This is a genomic window from Pseudomonas acericola (SeqCode) (genome assembly GCF_053456465.1).
Map to the genome: position 1 here is coordinate 311334 of NZ_JBRFJB010000003.1, position 18539 is coordinate 329872.

Sequence of the window (18539 nt, forward strand, 5' to 3'; positions counted from 1 at the left end):
CCGCCAGGAAATCGAACCATGAAAGCCATTGCCCTGTTGCCCTTGATGTTGGTGGCCTCTATCAGCCAGGCCGCCGAGACGGTGAAAATCTACAACTGGTCCAGCTACATCGCGCCGGACACCACCAAGAACTTCCAGAAGCAGACCGGAATCGGTTTCAGCTACGACGTGTACGACAGCAACGAAACCCTCGACGGTAAGCTGATGACCGGCAACTCCGGGTATGACGTGGTGTTTCCGTCCAACCACTTCATGGCTCGGCAGATCCAGGGCGGCGCCTTGAAAAAGCTCGACAAGAGCCAGTTGCCCAACTGGAAAAACCTCAACCCGGTGCTGCTCAAGGCCCTGGAAAACAACGACCCCGGCAATGCCCACGGTTTCCCGTACCTGTGGGGCAGCACCGGCATCGGCTACAACATCGACAAGGTCAAGGCCGTGTTGGGGGATAACGCCCCGGTGGACTCCTGGGACCTGATCTTCAAGCCCGAGTACATGGAGAAACTCAGCAAATGTGGCGTGGCCATCCTCGACAACGGCCCGGAATTGCTGCCCATTGCCCTCAATTACCTGGGCTTGCCACCCCACAGCAAGAACCCCGAGGACTACAAAAAAGCCGAAGCGCTGCTGATGAAAGTGCGGCCCTACGTGGCTTACTTTCATTCCTCGAAATACACCGGCGACCTGGCCAATGGCGACATCTGCGTGGCCGTCGGTTTCTCCGGCGACGTGCTGCAAGCCGAAAGCCGCGCCAAGGAAGCCAAGAACGGCGTGAAGATCGGTTACCAGATCCCCAAGGAAGGCGCTGCCATTTGGTTTGATATGGTGGCCATGCCTGCCGACGCCCCGGACGAAAAGGCTGGTTATGCGTTCATGAACTACCTGCTGGAGCCCAAGGTGATGGCCGACATCACCAACTCGGTGCACTACGCCAACGGCAACAGTGCGGCTGACAGCCTGGTGGAGCCGGAGATCAAGGCGGATACCAAGATCTACCCGAGCGAAGAAATGATGGGCAAGTTGTTTGCGTTAGAAGCGATGCCGTTGAATATCGATAGGATTCGGACGCGGGTGTGGAACACCATTCGGATGGGGCGTTAAGAGCACCCTACCGAGCATAGGGTGTTTTATTTCGGCTAAATGTTGCTGGCTAATGGGAAGTGGCCAGCAACCATCCGATGAATAATGTGCTGCAATTTGTTCTGTCGGCAGCAGGTCTGCCGATATAACACTGGTTTGGGTGGCTTGATAAAGAATATTTATTTTTTATGCAGAAATGTCGCAGTTTTTAGGAAATAGGCTGTTAAGAAAACCGAATGGAAAGCGATGTCTTTGCCGTGCGAAGTTTCTTTGCGCTTAGGCATGTCGCCTTTGATTCAATATATTTCCCAACAGGTCAACACTATGTCATCAGTACAAAGTCTCCCGCCCGTCGATAACTGGACGTACCCTGAAAACAGCCGCCCCGTGTTGCGGGGCACCGATGGTCGCGAACGGCTTGAAGCCAAGCCTGGCGAGGACTCGATCCTGGTTGGCGGTGGCGGTGGTGACCAATTGCTGGGCGCAAAAGGTGCCAATACGTTCAAGTATGAAAAGGCCAGCGATTCCCTGAGCAATGACCCGGATACGATCTTGAATTTCAACCCAAAACAAGACCAGATCGATCTCTCCGGAGTGTTGAAGGAGAACGGTATAACAGCCATTTATATTCAGCAGAAACTACCAAGGGAAGTGGGGGATGTACAAATTACCCATAATGCTTTTGGCGTAAGTACGCTAAATATGAAACTCACGCCTGACGGGCCACTGTTTTCGATTCGCGTCGATAATGTGAAGTTGATGCCTGAGCATATAAAATTCTATAGCCCCCATTAAATGATGAAGGGCTTCTGGCGGGAATGCTGAATTGTCTATAGTTGATTTGGCGATAAAAAGCTGCCGGTACAAGGTGTCATTTCTGACAGGTTTTTTTTGCGTTGCGTGCTGATTTAATACAGGCGCAACGCTAAAACAAACCAAGGAGAAACAGATATGGCACATCAACAGTGGACACACCTGATACCGGAGCCGGGTAAGAAAGAAGCCGACTACATGAGGGGTACGGTGAAAGAGGGCAATGCGAGCAGGCCATTCTCAGCTGACGCTTTGAACTATATAAACTCCCCACGTACCGAGTTTGCGGGCGAGCAATACCATTCGTCACCGGCAAACCCCGCTGACGCAACGGGGGTTCTCGCGGTGATTTCAAGGGCCTATCTACCCGATGGTACGTACCGTGTGGGGGAGCAACCGTTTAACTATGCGGCAATTCTTACACCTGGCGACCAGCTCCACCTCGCGGAGTCGGGGTTCATCACCGTCACAAACAACCCCGATACGCAGGAGGTTTCGGGAAGAATGTATTTAGTCGCGGAAACTGTAGTATTTGATGTGACTTACAACGTATCGCCTGAAGCCAAGTGAAGGCTGCCACCAACCGACCCAGTGCCACTGCTTCTTCCGGTTGGTGGCCTTTATACCGCGATCATGGGTGTTCCAGATCATGCCCCAACGACTGGATAAACAACGAAAACAGCTCCGGCTGTGACGAGATATCCAGCTTCGCGTACAGATGTCGCCGGTGCACCTTCACCGTATCCGGCGAGATATTCAGGCGCTCGGCCATGGCCTTGGACGAGAACCCGCGCAGCACCAGGCGGGCAATCTCCAGTTCACGCTCCGAGAGCACGCCGCAACCAAAGTGACTCAACGCATCGCGGATCTGGCTGTCCATCGCCGGTGCGCGCTGGGTGCTTTGTTGCCAATGCTGCTGCATTAGCGGCAATACCCAGGCGGCCACCATCGTCAGCAGTCCCGTCTCTTCAGCGCTGAACCGCCGCTGCATGCCCAGGGACAATGACAAGGTTCCTGCGCCGGGCACTTGCAGAATGAACTGCACCTCGTCTTCCAGCACGTTGTCGTGGAAGTAGTTGAGGAAGTACTCACTCTGGCGAAAATGGTCCGGCGCCACTTCCTCCAGGCGGTACACGCCGCTGCTGAAACCCTCGCGGCAGGCCTGGAAAAACGGGTCGATCAAGTACAAACCATTGAGGTACACCAGCATCGACGCGGGTTTGCTGGTGGGTTGCGCGTCGTATTCCTCCAGCGCCAGCGGCGTGCCATCGGTGGGGTAGAAGATCGCCAAGGCGTTATCGAAGGGCAGGCATTGCTGCAGCAACAGCACCAACTGTTTCCAGAAGCGCTCGGTGCCGATATGCGCGACGGTACGGCCCAGGCCCGCGTGCAGGCCGACTTCCCTGAACAGGCTCATAGCGCAGGCTCCCATGGACAAAAGATCGGCCAAGGTTTCGGCTTTTGCCCGGCGGCGTCAAGGGGAGTACTCCAATAGGGGAATTGGCTGACAACGGCCGAGGGGATAACGTCGGCTCTATTCAACGGGAAACATATCCCGACAAGGCTTCATTTTTCGTTTCTGCCTCACACCAAAAAAAACAGCAGAGGATAACGATATGAGTGCTTCTCCCACGCCAGACGGCGTGCTTAAACCCACGCTGAGTGTGTTCGATGTGGTGGCCATCACCGTCTCCGCCGTCACGCCCGCCAGCTCCGTGTTTGTCATTGCGCCGTTTGCCATCCAGCAGGCCGGCAGCGGCGTGTTCCTCGCGTTTGTGCTGGCCGCGTTGCTCGCGTTGATGTTCGCCTTTTGTTACGCCGAACTGGGCCGCGCCCACAACAGCGCGGGCGGCGAATATGTGTACGCCAAGCGGGTGTTTGGTGGCATGGCCGGTTATGCGACGTTCCTGACGGTGTTGGTGATGCTGCTGTTCATCCCGCCGGTATTGGCCACCGGTGCGGCGACGTATCTGAATAATGCGCTGGGCACAAAATTCGACTCACAAACCGTCGCCCTGGTCATCGTGGTGTGCAGTTACGCCCTGGCCATCCTCAACATCAAGCTCAACGCCTGGATCACCGGCACGTGCCTGCTGTTGGAAGTCGCGGCGTTGTTGGTGATCGTGTGTCTCGGTTTCGGCAACCCTGTGCAGCCGGCCAGCGTGCTGTTCCAGCCGCAGATCGTCGAAAACGGCGTGCTGCACCTGGCGCCCTGGGCCTTGGTGATCGGTGCGGTGGGGATTGGCCTGTTCTCGTTCAACGGATATGGCCCGGCGGTATTGCTGGCCGAAGACATGAAGTGCGGCGGCAAGGGCGTGCACAAGGCGGTGTTGTGGTCGTTGGGGCTGGTGGTGGTGATCGAACTGGTGCCCATCACTGCGTTGTTGATCGGCGCGCCGTCCCTGAGTGCGATGATCAGCAGCCCGGACCCCATCGGTTACCTGTTGACCAGTCATGGCAACGAAACCCTGTCGCGGCTGGTCAGTGCGGGGATCTTTCTCTCGGTGTTCAATGCCATTGTCGCGATCGTGATCCAGATCGGCCGCGTGGTGTTCAGCAGTGGCCGTGATGCCCTGTGGACGCCACGCATCAACACCTTGTTCACGCGTATTCACCCGCGCTGGGATTCGCCCTGGCTGGCGACGCTGTTCCTGGCAGTGCCTTCGGCGCTGCTCAGTTTCAGTTCCAATCTCGCCGACCTCACCTCGTTCACCGTATTGCTGATCATGTTGGTGTACCTGGTGGTGGCGTTGAGCGCCTTGATGAGCCGGGTGTGGCTGCGCGATCGCGAACATCCGTATCGCATGCCGCTGTGGCCATTGCCGGCGTTACTGGCGGTAGTGGGCGCCGGCTATCTGCTGGCGACCCTGGTCGCTGCGGCGTCCGTGCGCGACGTTATGATCATTGCCGGCTTGCTGGCCGTGTCGGTGATTTTCTATTGCATCAGTGGCCGGTCGAGTCCGGCGTATCAGAAATTGTAAGGAGTGGTTATGCGAGCACGGCAATTGGGGATCACCTTGGGCCTGGGCACCCCCGGCGCGTTGAACGCCATCACCGACGTACCGGGCGTGCGGGTCGGCCACAGCACACTCAAGACCCGCATCAAGGGCAAACAGGTGCGCACCGGGGTCAGCGTGGTGCAGCCACGTGCCGGTGAGGCGCGGCAACAACCGTGTTTTGCCGGGTACCACGTGCTCAATGGCAACGGTGACGCGACGGGCCTGGAGTGGATCAGCGAAGCGGGGCTGCTGACCACGCCGCTGGCCATCACCAACACCCACAGCATCGGTATTGTGCGCGACACCCTGATCGCCCTGGAGCGCGAGCGTCTGGCGGACCCGGCGGTGTATTGGTGCATGCCGGTGGTGATGGAAACCTACGACGGCCTGCTCAACGATATCTGGGGCCAGCACGTCGGGCCTGAGCATGTGCGCGAAGCGCTGGACAATGCCGAATCCGGCCCAGTGCAGGAAGGCGCCGTCGGCGGCGGCACCGGGATGATCTGCCATGAGTTCAAGGGCGGCATCGGCACGGCGTCGCGGTGCTTGTCGGCGGAGCAGGGCGGCTGGACCGTCGGCGTGCTGGTGCAGGCCAACCACGGCAAGCGCCAGGAGTTGCGGGTCGATGGCTACCCGGTGGGCCGGCGGTTGATGGATATTCCTTCGCCATTTGCCGAACGGGGCACCCCGGGCATGGGTTCCATCGTGGTGATCATCGCCACCGACGCACCGCTCTTGCCGCACCAATGCACGCGCCTGGCGCAGCGCGCGTCCATCGGCATCGCCCGCACAGGCGGCGGCACCGAGGACTCCAGCGGCGACCTGTTCCTGGCCTTTGCCACCGGTAACCAGGATTTACCGGCGGCCGATTACGGGCGAAAAAGCCTGCCATTGAGCAGTGCGTTGCAGATGGTCAACAACGACCATATCTCGCCGCTGTTCAGCGCGGCGGCAGAAGCGGTGGAAGAGGCGATCATCAACGCGATCCTCGCCGGCGAAGACATGGACACCGACGACGGCGTGCGCGTACCGGGCCTGCACGGCGACACGCTGTTGGCGGCATTGCATAAAACCGGCTGGAGTGTGTCCCGGTAATAGGGGGCAACTGCATATATTAGTGTAAGTAGTGGCTGTTTAATGTCGCCAATGACACCGTGCCAATATATTGGATCCATTAACTAATGCTGCCGCGCAAGTTGCGCGGCTTTAGCGCTATTTAATATTTAAATAAGGGGGTGCTGTTTTTTGTCGGACAAAACCAAGTCCGCCCAACAGATACGGTACGCAACTATTTGCGCAAATTGTTTGCGTGTTTTGTGTGCAAGAAAAGATGTAGACGAAAGATTTCAAGTTGTGTCAGTTTTCTTACGCCTTCAAAAGAGGCGAGTGATAGGACGATCTCGCCCGCGGGGTTCCTATCGATCAAAGACTGATGCACTTGCAAACAAGGAAGTACGTTTATGTCAAAAGTTAAAGACAAGGCTATCGTGTCGGCGGCGCAAGCCAGCACCGCTTACTCGCAAATCGATAGCTTCAGCCATCTGTATGACCGTGGCGGCAACCTCACGGTCAATGGCAAACCGTCCTACACCGTCGACCAGGCTGCCACCCAGCTGCTGCGCGACGGAGCGGCCTACCGGGACGTTGACGGCAACGGCAAGATCGATCTGACCTACACCTTCCTGACCTCGGCGTCGTCCAGCACCATGAACAAACATGGTATCTCGGGCTTCAGCCAGTTCAGCGCACAGCAAAAAGCACAGGCCGCGCTGGCCATGCAATCCTGGGCGGATGTGGCCAACGTCACCTTCACCGAGAAGGCCAGCGGCGGTGACGCCCACATGACCTTCGGCAACTACAGCGGCGGCCAGGACGGCGCGGCGGCGTTCGCCTACCTGCCCGGCACCGGCGCAGGCTACGACGGCACCTCGTGGTACTTGACCAACAGTAGCTACACGCCGAACAAGACCCCGGACCTGAACAACTATGGCCGGCAGACCCTGACCCACGAAATCGGCCACACCCTGGGCCTGGCGCATCCCGGTGACTACAACGCCGGCGAAGGCGCACCGACCTACAACGACGCGTCCTATGGACAGGACACGCGCGGCTACAGCGTCATGAGTTACTGGAGCGAGAGCAACACCAACCAGAACTTCAGTAAAGGCGGGGTTGAAGCCTATGCTTCCGGGCCGCTGATCGACGACATTGCCGCGATCCAGAAGCTCTACGGCGCCAACTACAACACCCGCGCCGGCGACACCACCTACGGGTTCAACTCCAACACCGGGCGTGATTTCTACAGCGCCACTTCCAATGCCGACAAGCTGGTGTTCTCGGTGTGGGACGGCGGTGGCAACGACACCCTGGACTTCTCCGGCTTTACCCAAAACCAGAAGATCAACCTCAATGAGGCCTCGTTCTCCGACGTTGGCGGGCTGGTGGGCAACGTGTCCATCGCCAAGGGCGTGACCGTGGAGAATGCCTTCGGTGGCGCCGGCAACGACCTGATCATCGGTAACAACGCGGCCAACCTGATCAAGGGCGGTGCTGGCAACGACATCATCTACGGCGGCGGCGGGGCCGACCAACTGTGGGGCGGCGCGGGCAACGACACCTTTGTGTTTGGTGCCAGCTCCGATTCCAAGCCTGGGGCTGCGGACAAGATCTTTGACTTCACCTCCGGTTCAGACAAGATCGACCTCAGCGGCATCACCAAAGGCGCAGGCCTGACGTTCGTCAATGCGTTCACCGGGCACGCCGGCGACGCGGTATTGACCTACGCCGCAGGCACCAACCTGGGCACCTTGGCGGTAGACTTCTCTGGGCACGGCGTGGCGGATTTCCTCGTCACCACCGTGGGCCAGGCAGCCGTCAGCGACATCGTGGCGTGATGTAGCAGCGCGGCGTTTCGGCGCCGCGTTTCCCGATGGAGCGTGAAGATGCAGCGTTTTACCCACTTTATTGCCTGCGTGGTGCAGGTAATGTTCATGTCGGCAGGAGCCCCCGTTATGGCGAGTAGCCTCGTTTTACCCAGCAGCGCCCAACTGGCCGGGCACTGGCAACTGCACCAGCAGGACCAGGTGTGTGCCCTGGACCTATTGGCACCCAATGCCGTGCGCGGCGATGTAGCGTGCGCCGAACAATGGCTGGGGGACACCCCCAAGACCTGGCTACCGACGCCGGACGGCATCTGGCTGATGAATGCCGACGGCACCGGGATTACCCATTTGAATCGACAGAAGAACGGTGAATATACAGGCCGCACACTTTCCGGCACGGAAGTGATATTGCAACGCCTGCCTTAGTTGTCGGTTATAAGCCTATAACTTGATTTATTAGTTGCTCGCTCCGTTATTCGGGGTGCGGGTAACTATTGCGCGCTATTTGGTTCAAGGAAGATCGCAAGCTATGGCCACGCCGCCTTTATTCAAAGCGCTGGGTGAATACAAGAGTGTCTTGCTCAGCGTTGGCTGTTTCACGGCATTGATTAACCTGCTGATGCTGGTGCCGTCGATCTACATGCTGCAAGTGTATGACCGCGTGCTGTCTTCCCAGAATGAAACCACCCTGGTGATGTTGACGCTGATGGTCGTCGGCTTCTTTGTGTTTATTGGCACGCTGGAGGCGATTCGCAGCTTTATCGTGATCCGCATCGGCAGCCAGTTGGAGCGGCGTTTCAACCTGCGCGTCTACAAGGCCGCGTTTGAACGCAACCTGCATCGCGGCCAAGGGCATGCCGGGCAGTCATTGGGGGACTTGACCCACATCCGCCAATTCATCACGGGGCCGGCGCTGTTCGCGTTTTTTGATGCGCCGTGGTTTCCCATCTACCTGCTGGTGATCTTCCTGTTCAACGTCTGGCTCGGCGTGCTGGCCACGGCCGGGGCATTGCTGCTGATCGGCCTGGCGTGTCTCAACGAATACCTGACGAAAAAACCCTTGGGCGAAGCCAGCGGCTACTCGCAGCAATCCACCCAACTGGCCACCAGCCATTTGCACAATGCCGAGACCATCCAGGCCATGGGCATGCTCGGCGCGCTGCGTCAGCGTTGGTTCGCCGTGCATTCGCAGTTTCTCGGCTTGCAGAACCAGGCCAGCGACACCGGTTCGGTGATCACCGCTTTGAGCAAGACCCTGCGCTTGTGCCTGCAATCGCTGGTGTTGGGTCTGGGCGCGTTGCTGGTGATCAAAGGCGAGATGACCGCCGGCATGATGATTGCCGGCTCGATCCTGATGGGCCGCGTGCTCAGCCCCATCGACCAACTGATTGCGGTGTGGAAACAGTGGAGTTCGGCCAAGTTGGCCTACCAGCGTCTGGACGCGTTGCTGCGCGAGAGCCCCGAGGCCGTCGAGCCGATGAAACTGCCGGCGCCCAAGGGCCAGATCAGTTTCGAGCAGGTCAGCGCAGGCCCGCCGGGGCGGCGGGTGGCGACCTTGCACCACGTCAGTTTCAACCTCGGCGCGGGCGAGGTGCTCGGCGTGCTGGGCGCCTCGGGCTCGGGTAAGTCCACCCTGGCCCGCGTGCTGGTGGGCGTGTGGCCGACCCTGGCCGGCACCGTGCGCCTCGACGGTGCGGACATCCATCGCTGGGACCGCGACGACCTCGGCCCGCACATCGGCTACTTGCCCCAGGACATCGAACTGTTCAGCGGCAGCATCGCCGACAACATCGCGCGGTTTCGCCAGGCCGACCCGCAGCTTGTGGTGCAGGCCGCGCAACAAGCCGGGGTGCATGAGCTGATCCTGCGCCTGCCCCAAGGCTACGACACGCTGCTGGGTGACAACGGCGGCGGCCTTTCTGGCGGGCAGAAACAACGGGTGGCCCTGGCCCGAGCGTTGTACGGCGGGCCACGGTTGATCGTGCTGGATGAGCCCAACTCCAACCTCGACACGCAGGGCGAAGCCGCGCTGGCCAGCGCCATTGTGCAGATGAAGGCCCAGGGCAGCAGTGTGGTGCTGGTCACCCACCGTTCGGCGGCGTTGGCCCAGGCTGACAAGTTGCTGGTCCTCAACGAGGGCCAGTTGCAAGTGTTCGGCCCCAGCCAGGAAGTGCTGCGGGCCTTGTCCGGGCAACGTGAACAACCGCCTCAAGAGAGGATGCCAGCATGATCCACGAACAACACGACGCGCGTTTTTTTGTGCGCATGGGCTGGCTGCTGACGGTGCTGGGTGCCGGTGGATTTTTCCTGTGGGCCAGTCTGGCACCGCTGGACCAAGGCATTCCGGTGCAAGGCACGGTGGTGGTGTCGGGCAAGCGCAAGGCCGTGCAAACCCTCAGCCCCGGCGTGGTCACTGGGATTCTGGTGCGTGAAGGCGAGGCCGTTAAACAGGGCCAGCCGCTGTTTCGCCTCGACCAGACCCAACACCAGGCCGATGTGCAATCGCTGCAAGCGCAGTACCGCATGGCCTGGGCCAGCGTGGCGCGTTGGCAGAGCGAGCGTGACAACCTCGCGGCCATTACCTTTCCCGCCGAGCTGAGCAGCGATGCCGATCCCGCCCTGGCGCTGGTCCTGGAAGGCCAACGCCAACTGTTCAGTAGCCGTCGCGAAGCCTTTGCCCGTGAACAGGCCGGGATTCGCGCAAATATCGACGGCGCCACCGCGCAACTCGGCGGCATGCGCCGGGCGCGCAGCGACCTGACGGCCCAGGCCCAATCCCTGCGCGATCAACTGGGCAACCTGCAACCCTTGGCCGACAACGGCTACATCCCGCGCAACCGCCTGCTGGAGTACCAGCGCCAACTGTCCCAGGTGCAGCAGGACCTGGCGCAGAACACCGGCGAAAGCGGGCGGGTGGAGCAGGGCATCCTCGAATCGCGTCTGAAACTTCAACAGCACAGCGAGGAATACCAGAAGGAAGTGCGCAGCCAACTGGCCGACGCGCAACTGCGCAGCCTGACCCTCGAACAGCAACTGACCTCGGCCGGGTTCGACCTGCAACACAGCCAGATCAACGCGCCGGCCGATGGCATTGCGGTCAACCTCAGCGTGCACACGGTGGGCGCGGTGGTGCGCGCCGGGGAAACCCTGCTGGAAATCGTGCCCCAGGGCACGCGCCTGGAAGTCGAAGGGCGCCTGCCCGTGCATTTGGTGGACAAGGTCGGCACCCAACTGCCGGTGGACATCCTCTTCACCGCGTTCAACCAGAGCCGCACACCACGGGTGCCGGGGCAGGTCAGCCTGATCTCGGCCGACCAGATGCTCGATGAAAAGACCGGCGCGCCGTATTACGTGCTGCGCACCACGGTCAGCGACATGGCGCTGGAGAAACTCCACGGCCTGGTGATCAAGCCCGGCATGCCCGCCGAGATGTTTGTGCGTACTGGCGAGCGTTCGTTGCTCAACTATCTGTTCAAGCCGCTGCTGGATCGTGCCGGCTCCGCGTTGACCGAGGAATAAGCATGAAACCGGTGTTTATCGCCTTGCTGTTGAGCTGCACCAGTGCCCACGCCGCCATGGGCCCGTTCGACGTGTACGAACAAGCCTTGCGCAACGATCCGGTGTTCCTTGGCGCGATCAAGGAGCGCGACGCCGGCCTGGAAAACCGCACCATCGGCCGCGCCGGCCTGCTGCCCAAGCTGTCCTACAACTACAACAAGGGCCGCAACAACTCCCAGGCCACCTTGCCCGACGGGCGTGGTGGCACGTACCACGATGACCGCAACTACAACAGCTACGGCTCCACCTTCAGCCTGCAACAACCGTTGTTCGACTACGAGGCCTACGCCAACTACCGCAAGGGCGTGGCCCAGGCGCTGTTCGCCGATGAGAGCTTTCGCGACAAGAGCCAGGCGTTGTTGGTGCGGGTGTTGTCCTACTACACCCAGGCGTTGTTCGCACAGGACCAGATCGACATTGCCCGCGCCAAGAAGAAGGCATTCGAGCAGCAGTTCCAGCAGAACCGGCACTTGTTCCAGCAGGGCGAGGGCACGCGCACGGACATTCTCGAAGCCGAATCCCGTTATGAACTGGCCACCGCCGAAGAGATACAGGCGCTGGACGAGCAGGACGCATCGCTCAGGGAACTGGGTGCGTTGATCGGTGTGCCCAGCGTCAACATCGGTGATCTGGCGCCGCTGAACCAGGGGTTTGCTGCGTTTACCTTGACCCCGGCCAACTACGACACCTGGCACGAGCTGGCGATCAGCAACAACCCGACGTTGGCGTCCCAGCGCCAGGCCCTGGAAGTGGCGCGTTATGAAGTGGAGCGCAACCGCGCCGGGCATCTGCCGAAAGTCACTGCGTACGCCAGTTCGCGCCAGCAAGAGTCCGACAGCGGCAACACCTACAACCAGCGCTACGACACCAACACCATCGGCGTCGAAGTGAGCCTGCCGCTTTATGCCGGCGGCGGTATCTCCGCGTCTACGCGCCAGGCCAGCCGTGCCATGGAGCAGGCCGAGTACGAACTGGAGGGCAAGACCCGCGAAACCCTGATCGAACTGCGTCGCCAGTTCAGCGCGTGCCTGTCGGGGGTGAGCAAATTGCGCGCGTACCAGAAGGCGTTGACGTCGGCCGAAGCGCTGGTGGTCTCGACCAAGCAAAGCATCCTCGGCGGCGAGCGCGTCAACCTCGATGCGCTCAACGCCGAGCAGCAGCTCTACAGCACGCGCCGCGACCTGGCCCAGGCGCGTTATGACTACCTGATGGCCTGGACCAAATTGCACTACTACGCCGGCAACCTGCGCGACACCGACCTGGCCAATGTGGATGAGGCGTTTGGGCCGGCACGATAATAAGAATGGACGCAGAGCGTCCAGGGCGGCATTCCCACGCGGAGCGTGGGAACGATCAGAGAGGCACTACGATGGGTATTTTTGATTATAAAAACCTCGGTACCGAGGGTTCCAAGGCGTTGTTCGCCGACGCCATGGCAATCACGTTGTACAGCTATCACAACCTTGATAACGGCTTTGCCGTGGGCTACCAGCACAATGGTTTGGGCTGGGGCTTGCCGGCGACCTTGGTTGGCGCGCTGCTCGGTGGCACGGATTCCCAAGGGGTTATCCCTGGCATTCCCTGGAACCCGGACTCGGAAAAAGCCGCCCTGGACGCGGTGCAGAAAGCCGGTTGGACGCCCATCAGTGCGAGCACCCTGGGTTACGCCGGCAAGGTCGATGCGCGCGGTACGTTCTTTGGCGAAAAGGCCGGCTACACCAGCGCGCAAGTGGAAGTGCTGGGCAAGTACGACGCCGCCGGCAAACTGCTGGAGATCGGCATCGGCTTTCGCGGCACCTCCGGGCCCCGGGAAAGCCTGATCAGCGACTCCATCGGCGACTTGGTCAGCGACCTGATGGCCGCGCTGGGCCCCAAGGACTACGCGAAGAACTACAGCGGCGAAGCGTTCGGCACCTTGCTCAAGCACGTTGCCGACTACGCCGGCGCCCACGGCCTCAGCGGCAAGGACGTGGTGGTCAGCGGCCATAGCCTGGGTGGCTTGGCAGTCAACAGCATGGCCGACCTCAGTGGCAACAAGTGGTCGGGTTTCTACAGGGACGCCAACTACGTGGCCTACGCCTCGCCGACCCAAAGCAGTAGCGACAAGGTGCTCAATATCGGCTACGAGAACGACCCGGTGTTTCGTGCGCTGGACGGTTCAGCGTTCAACCTGTCGTCCCTCGGCGTGCATGACAAACCCCATGAGTCGAGCACCGACAACATCGTCAGCTTCAACGACCACTACGCCTCGACCTTGTGGAATGTGCTGCCGTTTTCCATCGCCAACCTGCCGACCTGGATTTCTCACCTGCCCACAGGCTATGGCGATGGTCTCACGCGTGTCCTTGAGTCCGGCTTCTACGAACAGATGACCCGCGACTCCACGGTGATCGTCGCCAACCTGTCCGACCCGGCCCGCGCGACGACCTGGGTACAAGACCTCAACCGCAACGCCGAGCCCCATAAGGGCAACACCTTCATAATCGGCAGTGACGGCAACGACCTGATCCAGGGCGGCAAGGGCGCGGATTTTATCGAAGGCGGCAAGGGTAATGACACGATCCGTGACAGCAGCGGGCACAACACGTTTCTGTTCAGCGGGCAGTTTGGGCAGGATCGGGTGATTGGCTATCAGCCGACGGACAGGCTGGTGTTCAAGGAGGTGCAGGGCAGTGTGGAGTACCGGGAGCAGGGTGGGGATACGGTGATCAGTGTGGGTGGTGATTCGGTGACGCTGGTCGGCGTGAGCGGCTGGACGGGAGAGGGGATTGTGATCAGCTAAATGTTGAAATGCAGTGCAACTGTGGGAGCAGGCAAGCCAGCTCCCACACAAGCCAGCTCTCACATGCAGCGAGGATTACTTTTCCTTGATAACGGTCGCCACATCCGCAGCCTTCACCCGCACACGCTTGCCAGCAATATCAGTGAATTCGTAGAAACCATCGGCAGAGTTGGTTTTCGGCAGGTCCTTGGTCAAATACTGCGTGCCATTTTGCAATGTCACCACCGTTTGCGTCGCGCAACCGGCCAATACCAGAAAAGTGAGTGCAACCAGTGGCAGACCCAAATTCTTCATGCTCATAACCCTTACCTATCAACCCTGAAAAGTCCCGCGCCAAGGGCTGCGGGGCACAAATTTTACGCCATCGGCTCACCCATCAGATCACTTTTATACAAAAAGTTGCGTGCGCCATTTATCTATTACCGATTGCAACAAGGCACTGGCAGCGGCACTCTGTATGCATAACCAGTATTTGACCCCTGTGCGCCATGGCCAATCCCCTCGAAGACCCGCTTTATTACCTGCAAAACTTCCGTCAGGTCCTGCAATGGCTGGGGCAACGCTATGCCGACCTGCTCGACCCCGATGAAACGCAGTTCATTCAGCAATTTGACAGCTTGCCGCAAGCCTCCCAGGCCTTGCTGGTGCGCATGGTCATGCGCAAGGGTGTGCATTTTCGTGCGGGCAAACTCAATTACCTGGAAATCGGTTGTACCCGCGCAGCGGCGGAGCCGTTGTTGCGCCTGGGCTGGATCGACGAGCACTGCCCGCTGAGCTTTGAGGCGCTGTTCGCCTTGCTGCAAAAAGGCGAAATCCTCGTAGCGTTCAAGCCCTGGATCGACAACCCCAAGGGCAACAAGGCCGACTGGTTGGAAGGTTTGGCGGCGCAGTTTCCCGACAGCCGCAGCTTTGCCACCTGGTGCCCGGAACTGCCCGACACGTTGTACAGCCTCAACGTGATGGACCTGTGCGACCGCCTGCGCTTGATGTTCTTCGGCAACCTATACCAGGACTGGTCCGAGTTCGTGCTGGCGGACCTGGGCATCTACACCTACGAAAAGGTGGATATCTGCGCCGAATCCCGGGGCTTGCGCAGCCGTGATGACGTGCAGGGGTTTCTGTTCCTGCATGCTTGCCAGCAAGCCTTCGAGGCCGGTGAACCGATCACGGACGTACTGACGCACATCGCCACCCTGAGCACCGACAACCCCTGGCTGGAACGGCGCCGGGCCAAGCTGGCGTTCCAACTCGGTCAGCATTGCGAGCGTCTGGCCGAGTTGCCCCTGGCCGCACAGATCTACCGCACCTGCGCCTATCCCGGCGCCCGTGCACGGTTGATCCGTGTGCTGGAGCGCCAGGAGGACTACGCCCAGGCCATGGAACTGGCAAGCGCAGCGCAACAGGCGCCGGAAAGTCCTGCCGAGCTCCAACACCTGCTGCGGGTGCTACCGCGTCTGCGGCGCAAACTGGGGGCGCCGGCGCTGCCCAAGGTCAAGCCGCACGAAGTCAGCCGCCTGGACCTGGCGTTGCCGCAACCGCTGGAGTCGGTGGAAACCAGTGTGCAGATGCACCTGAGCACGCCCGAGGCGCCGGTGCATTACGTCGAGAACGGCCTGATCAATTCGTTGTTTGGCCTGCTGTGCTGGGACGCTATCTTCGCGCCGCTGCCGGGCTCGTTTTTCCACCCATTCCAGCGTGGGCCGGTGGACTTGCACAGCGAAGACTTCCACGCGCGCCGCGCTGCGTTGTTTGACGCCTGTTTCGAACAACTAGCGGATGAGCGCTACAAAACCACGATCCGCCAACGCTTCGTGGAAAAGTGGGGCATCCAGTCGCCTTTTGTATTCTGGAACCTGCTCACGGAGGAATTGCTGGAACAAGCACTGGCCTGCTTGCCCGCCGCCCACCTGCGCCACTGGTTCGACCGGCTGTTACTGGACATTCGCGCCAACCGCGCCGGCATGCCCGACCTGATCCAGTTCTGGCCTGCGCAAAACACCTACCGCATGATCGAGGTCAAGGGCCCCGGTGACCGCCTGCAAGACAACCAACTGCGCTGGCTGGAATTCTGTGCCCAGCACCAGATGCCGGTCACCGTCTGCTACGTGCGTTGGGCGGAGCCTGCGCTTTGAGCTACAGCGTGGCCGTGCGTGCGCTGTGTGAGTTCACGGCCAAGGTTGGTGATCTCGACCTGCGGTTTACCCCGTCGCCCAGCGCCCAGGAAGGCATCGTCGGCCATCGCACCGTCGCCTCGCGGCGCAGTGCGCACTACCAGAACGAAGTGGCCCTGGAGGGCGAGTACCAACAGCTGAAGGTGCGGGGCAGGGCGGACGGCTATGATCCGGACACCAACCGCCTGGAAGAAGTGAAGACCTATCGCGGCGACCTCGACGCCCAGCCCGCCAACCATCGCCAACTGCACTGGGCCCAGGCCAAGGTGTACGGCTGGCTGTTGTGCCAGAAACTCGGGCTGGCCGAGATCAACCTGGCGCTGGTGTACTTCGATATCGTCGGCGAAGGCGAGACCGTGCTCAGCCAAAGTGCCCAGGCGACGGAGCTGGAGGCGTTCTTCAACAGGCAGTGTGCGTTGTTCCTCGGTTGGGCCGAGCAGGAAATGCAGCACCGCGATGCCCGCAACCTCGCGGCGCAAAGCCTGGGTTTCCCCCACGCCGGCTTTCGTACGGGCCAGCGTGCCCTGGCCGAGACGGTGTACAAGGCCGTCACCACCGGCCGCTGCCTGATGGCCCAGGCGCCCACCGGCATCGGTAAGACCATCGGCACCATCTTCCCGCTGCTCAAGGCGCTGGCGCCGCAGCAACTGGACAAGGTGTTTTTCCTTACCGCCAAGACCCCGGGGCGCAAGCTCGCCCTCGACGCCGCCAGCGTGCTGCACCGCAGCAGCCCCGACTTGCCCCTGCGTGTGCTGGAACTGGTGGCCCGTGACAAAGCCTGCGAACACCTGGACAAAGCCTGCCACGGTGACTCGTGCCCGTTGGCCAAAGGCTTCTACGACCGCCTGCCCGCCGCGCGTGCCGCCGCCGCCCAGGTGCGCCTGCTCGACCAGCGCAGCCTGCGCGACGTGGCCCTGGCCCACAGCGTGTGCCCGTATTATCTGAGCCAGGAAATGGCGCGTTGGGCCGACCTGGTGGTCGCCGACTACAACTACTATTTCGACTTCGGCGCCATGCTGTTCGGCCTCGCCCAGCTCAACCAGTGGCGTGCGGCCGTGTTGGTGGACGAGGCCCACAACCTGGTGGAGCGCGCCCGCTCGATGTACAGCGCCAGCCTCGACCAGTACAGCCTCAAGATCCTGCGCGATACGGTGCCCGAACCGCTGAAGAAACCCCTGCAACGCCTGAACCGCGAATGGAATGCGCTGCACAAGGACCAGCTCGCGCCGTACCAGGCCTATGCCGCCCGCCCGGAAAAACTCCTGCAAGCCCTGAGCCTATGCACCAGCGCCCTGGGGGACTATTTTAATGAGCAGCCCGAAGCCCTCAGCGGCGAGCTGCAAACCTTCTACTTCGAAGCCCTGCAATTTGCCAAGGTCGCCGAGCTGTTCAACGAACACTTCATCTTCGACATCAGCAAGCGCCAGCTCAACGGCAAGCGCAGCAGCTCAACCCTGTGCCTGCGCAATGTGGTGCCGGCCGAATTTATCCGCCCGCGCCTGACCGCCGCCCGCAGCAGCGTGCTGTTTTCCGCGACCCTCAGCCCCCGGCATTACTACGCCGATCTGCTGGGGCTGCCGCCCGACACGGCGTGGATCGACGTGGAATCGCCGTTCCAGGCTGAGCAATTGCAGGTGCGGATTGTCGATGCAATCTCTACGCGCTTCGTGCACCGCCAAGCCTCGCTGGAGCCGATCGTCGCGCTCATCGCCGCTCAGTTCGCGCAACGGCCGGGTAACTACCTGGCGTTTTTCTCCAGCTTTGATTACCTGCAACAGGTGGCGCAATTGCTCGCCGAGCGCCACCCGCAGATCCCGCTGTGGCAACAGTCACGGGGCATGGCCGAGGCGGAGCGCCAGGCGTTTCTTGACCAGTTCACCGAACACAGCCAAGGCATTGGTTTTGCCGTGCTCGGCGGCGCCTTTGGTGAAGGCATCGACCTGCCCGGCGCGCGGTTGATTGGTGCGTTCATTGCCACCCTGGGGTTGCCGCAACTGAACCCGGTCAACGAGCAGATGAAGCTGCGCATGGCCGCGATCTTTGGCGCGGGTTATGACTACACCTATCTGTATCCAGGGTTGCAAAAAGTCGTGCAGGCCGCCGGGCGGGTGATCCGCAGCCAGCAGGACGAGGGTGTGGTGATGTTGATCGACGACCGCTTCGGCGAGGCGCGGGTGCGGCAACTGCTGCCCCGCTGGTGGGCGGTGGAGTGAGGCATTCCCGGCATCAATGATGCTGGCGCCGGCGCCGGCAATCC

15 protein-coding genes are annotated in these 18539 nt (G+C 60.8%); 13 read left to right on the forward strand and 2 right to left on the reverse strand.

Going from position 1 to position 18539, the window contains the following annotated elements:
- Positions 1 to 18 precede the first annotated feature (18 nt).
- From ACU688_RS13515 to ACU688_RS13525, 3 genes are all read left to right on the forward strand, one after another.
- The gene (locus ACU688_RS13515) at positions 19 to 1098 is read left to right on the forward strand and encodes a polyamine ABC transporter substrate-binding protein (RefSeq protein WP_017739287.1); all 1080 of its coding nucleotides are present in this window, start codon (positions 19 to 21) and stop codon (positions 1096 to 1098) included.
- 261 nt (positions 1099 to 1359) lie between these two features.
- Positions 1360 to 1872, forward strand: coding sequence for a M10 family metallopeptidase C-terminal domain-containing protein (locus ACU688_RS13520; protein WP_448185119.1), 513 nt, complete (start codon positions 1360 to 1362; stop codon positions 1870 to 1872).
- A gap of 156 nt (positions 1873 to 2028) precedes the next feature.
- Positions 2029 to 2460 (forward strand): hypothetical protein, encoded by a 432-nt coding sequence (locus tag ACU688_RS13525; protein ID WP_448185120.1) that lies wholly within the window; start codon positions 2029 to 2031, stop codon positions 2458 to 2460.
- Positions 2461 to 2521: 61 nt separating this feature from the next.
- Here ACU688_RS13525 and ACU688_RS13530 read toward each other — a convergent pair whose 3' ends face one another.
- Complete coding sequence (locus tag ACU688_RS13530; RefSeq protein ID WP_448185121.1) at positions 2522 to 3307, reverse strand: helix-turn-helix transcriptional regulator; 786 nt, start codon at positions 3305 to 3307, stop codon at positions 2522 to 2524.
- 199 nt (positions 3308 to 3506) lie between these two features.
- On the opposite strand from ACU688_RS13530, the gene ACU688_RS13535 reads away from it, so the two are divergent.
- The 8 genes from ACU688_RS13535 to ACU688_RS13570 all read left to right on the forward strand — a co-directional run bounded on the left by ACU688_RS13535 (position 3507) and on the right by ACU688_RS13570 (position 14111).
- Complete coding sequence (locus ACU688_RS13535; protein ID WP_448185122.1) at positions 3507 to 4871, forward strand: APC family permease; 1365 nt, start codon at positions 3507 to 3509, stop codon at positions 4869 to 4871.
- Between the two features lie 9 nt (positions 4872 to 4880).
- Positions 4881 to 5984, forward strand: coding sequence for a DmpA family aminopeptidase (locus tag ACU688_RS13540; protein WP_448185123.1), 1104 nt, complete (start codon positions 4881 to 4883; stop codon positions 5982 to 5984).
- A gap of 365 nt (positions 5985 to 6349) precedes the next feature.
- Positions 6350 to 7783 (forward strand): serralysin family metalloprotease, encoded by a 1434-nt coding sequence (locus ACU688_RS13545; RefSeq protein WP_448185124.1) that lies wholly within the window; start codon positions 6350 to 6352, stop codon positions 7781 to 7783.
- A 48-nt stretch (positions 7784 to 7831) separates the two neighbouring features.
- A complete protein-coding gene (locus ACU688_RS13550) occupies positions 7832 to 8197 on the forward strand; it encodes an AprI/Inh family metalloprotease inhibitor (RefSeq protein ID WP_448185125.1) in 366 nt (121 codons plus the stop codon).
- A gap of 103 nt (positions 8198 to 8300) precedes the next feature.
- A complete protein-coding gene (locus tag ACU688_RS13555; protein WP_448185126.1) occupies positions 8301 to 10001 on the forward strand; it encodes a type I secretion system permease/ATPase in 1701 nt (566 codons plus the stop codon).
- Positions 9998 to 11290 carry an HlyD family type I secretion periplasmic adaptor subunit gene (locus tag ACU688_RS13560; protein ID WP_448185127.1) on the forward strand — a complete coding sequence of 431 codons (1293 nt, stop codon included), beginning with the start codon at positions 9998 to 10000 and terminating at the stop codon, positions 11288 to 11290. The genes ACU688_RS13555 and ACU688_RS13560 overlap by 4 nt, the downstream gene beginning before the upstream one ends.
- Before the next feature lie 2 nt (positions 11291 to 11292).
- Positions 11293 to 12627, forward strand: coding sequence for a TolC family outer membrane protein (locus ACU688_RS13565; RefSeq protein ID WP_448185128.1), 1335 nt, complete (start codon positions 11293 to 11295; stop codon positions 12625 to 12627).
- Positions 12628 to 12698: 71 nt separating this feature from the next.
- Positions 12699 to 14111: a polyurethane esterase gene (locus tag ACU688_RS13570; protein ID WP_448185129.1), complete on the forward strand. Its 1413-nt coding sequence runs from the start codon at positions 12699 to 12701 to the stop codon at positions 14109 to 14111.
- A gap of 75 nt (positions 14112 to 14186) precedes the next feature.
- Here the strand turns inward: ACU688_RS13570 and ACU688_RS13575 are convergent, their stop codons facing one another.
- Positions 14187 to 14411: a YgdI/YgdR family lipoprotein gene (locus ACU688_RS13575; RefSeq protein WP_207042239.1), complete on the reverse strand. Its 225-nt coding sequence runs from the start codon at positions 14409 to 14411 to the stop codon at positions 14187 to 14189.
- A gap of 188 nt (positions 14412 to 14599) precedes the next feature.
- Between ACU688_RS13575 and ACU688_RS13580 the strand changes: the two genes are divergently transcribed.
- Together ACU688_RS13580 and ACU688_RS13585 are read left to right on the forward strand one after the other, a co-directional pair.
- A complete protein-coding gene (locus ACU688_RS13580) occupies positions 14600 to 16243 on the forward strand; it encodes a VRR-NUC domain-containing protein (RefSeq protein WP_448185130.1) in 1644 nt (547 codons plus the stop codon).
- Positions 16240 to 18495: an ATP-dependent DNA helicase gene (locus ACU688_RS13585; protein ID WP_448185131.1), complete on the forward strand. Its 2256-nt coding sequence runs from the start codon at positions 16240 to 16242 to the stop codon at positions 18493 to 18495. Before ACU688_RS13580 ends, ACU688_RS13585 begins: the two co-directional genes overlap by 4 nt.
- The last annotated feature ends 44 nt before the right edge of the window (positions 18496 to 18539 follow it).